This window comes from Micromonospora sp. M51, from assembly GCF_018070305.1.
GTDB classification, from domain to species: domain Bacteria; phylum Actinomycetota; class Actinomycetes; order Mycobacteriales; family Micromonosporaceae; genus Micromonospora; species Micromonospora parva.
The window spans coordinates 1-1,624 of the sequence record NZ_JAGPXZ010001050.1 but is presented as its reverse complement, the minus strand read 5'-3'; the positions used below and the strand labels follow the sequence as shown (position 1 = coordinate 1,624).

General features: G+C 73.8%; 3 protein-coding genes. 1 reads left to right on the top strand and 2 read right to left on the bottom strand.

Annotated features, from left to right (window positions below):
* Both KBX53_RS32340 and KBX53_RS32335 read right to left on the bottom strand, forming a co-directional pair.
* Window positions 1–239: HipA family kinase (locus KBX53_RS32340; protein WP_369010022.1), on the bottom strand; the 239-nt coding region annotated here is incomplete at its 3' end.
* 64 nt (window positions 240–303) lie between these two features.
* Complete coding sequence (locus KBX53_RS32335; protein WP_030328678.1) at window positions 304–696, bottom strand: hypothetical protein; 393 nt, start codon at window positions 694–696, stop codon at window positions 304–306.
* Between the two features lie 138 nt (window positions 697–834).
* Here KBX53_RS32335 and KBX53_RS32330 point away from each other — a divergent pair.
* Window positions 835–1,624 (top strand): winged helix DNA-binding domain-containing protein (locus tag KBX53_RS32330; protein ID WP_210863647.1); only part of this gene is annotated, 790 nt, incomplete at its 3' end.

Genomic DNA, 1,624 nt, shown 5'->3' with positions numbered 1-1,624 from the left:
GGTTCGGCCCGCCCGATGACCGGGTCGATGTCGAGGACCACCAGCGGCGGCACCCGCAGCCCCAGCCGGCGGGCCAGCTCGCCGCAGATCACCTCGGCGATGAGCGCTTTGGGCCCCTGCCCGGCGCCGCGGAACTTCGCCACGTAGGTGCCCAGGTCGTCGGCCTCCACCACGCCCGGCAGCGACCCACCCTCGCGGAGCGGGGTGACGTAGCGGATCGCGGTGACCTGGCGGAGCACGCCGCCCACCCTACTGTGCTGCCCGGGACGGGTGGGCGGGCCGGCCCGGACCGGCACACGTGGGTCAGTCGAGCTTGTCGCGCAGCTTGTCGACCTGGGTCTGCAGGCGGTTCACCGCGTTCTCGTTGTTGACGAACGTGGTGATCCCGGCGGCCAGGCCGAGCCCGATCAGCACGGCCAGGATGCTGAGCACCAGGCCGCCGATGGACACGCCACGACCGGTGACCCCGGGCCGGCGCGCCATCTTGAGCCCGACGATGCCGAGGATGATCCCGATGATGCCCAGCACCAGCCCCAGCCAGGCGAGGATCGCCGTCAACACGCTGAACAGGCCGGCCACTCCGAACACCAGGGCGAAGGTCGCTGCGGCGCTGGTCTTGGCGCGGGCGTCCCCCCGGTGGCCGCGGGACCCGGCCGTTACGCCGGCACCCCGGGCCGGCTCGCTTGCGGCAGTCATGAGAATCCCTTCCGTACGCGCGGCGCGCGCACTTCCGGCGAGCCGCATTCCCCCGAAGACCCCGGTTACGCCTCCCACCAGCAGGAGTGTCGGTGGTCGGCCCTAGGCTGGCCGCCCGGCCACGAAAAGGAGCGCCCGATGCCTGTCGACCTCAGCGCGGCCGAGGCGCTCGCGCTGCGGATGACCAGCTTGTTGCTGCGCCCGCAGCCGAGCACCCGACCCGGCACCGTCGCCGAGGTGGTCGAGTGGTTCGGCGCGATGCAGGCACAGGATCTGGCCAGCGGGTTGTGGTCGCTAGGGGCCCGACTGCCCGGTTGCCGGGTGACCGACGTGCAGGCGGCGTTGGAGCGGCGTGAGGCGCTGCGCACCTGGCCGATGCGGGGCACCGTGCACCTCGTGCCGTCCGCCGACGCCCGTTGGATGCTGGAGCTGACCGGTGTCCGATCGCTGGCCGCCGTGGCGACCCGGCGGGCGCAGCTCGGGCTCAGCGAGGCCGACGCGGACCGGGCGGTGGACGTCCTGGGTGCCGCGTTGGCCGGCGGTGGTCGGCTCACCCGCGCGCAGTGCCTGGCCGCCCTGCGGGCCGCCGGCTTGGGCACCGACGGGCAGCGCGGCTACCACCTGCTGTGGTATGCGAGCGTTCGCGGGGTGACCTGCGTGGCGCCCAACGTCGGCACCGAGCAGACCTTCGCCCTGCTCGACGAGTGGGCACCCGAGTCTCGCCGGTTGGAGCGGGACGAGGCGCTGGCCGTGCTCGCCCACCGCTACGTTCGCTCGCACGGCCCGGTCACCGACCGCGAGTTCGCCGGGTGGAGCGGGCTCACCCTCACCGACGCCCGGCGCGGCCTGACCGCCGCCGACGACGCGCTGAGCACCGTACGGGTCGACGGCACACCGATGTACGTCGACGCGGCAGTGCCAGACGCCC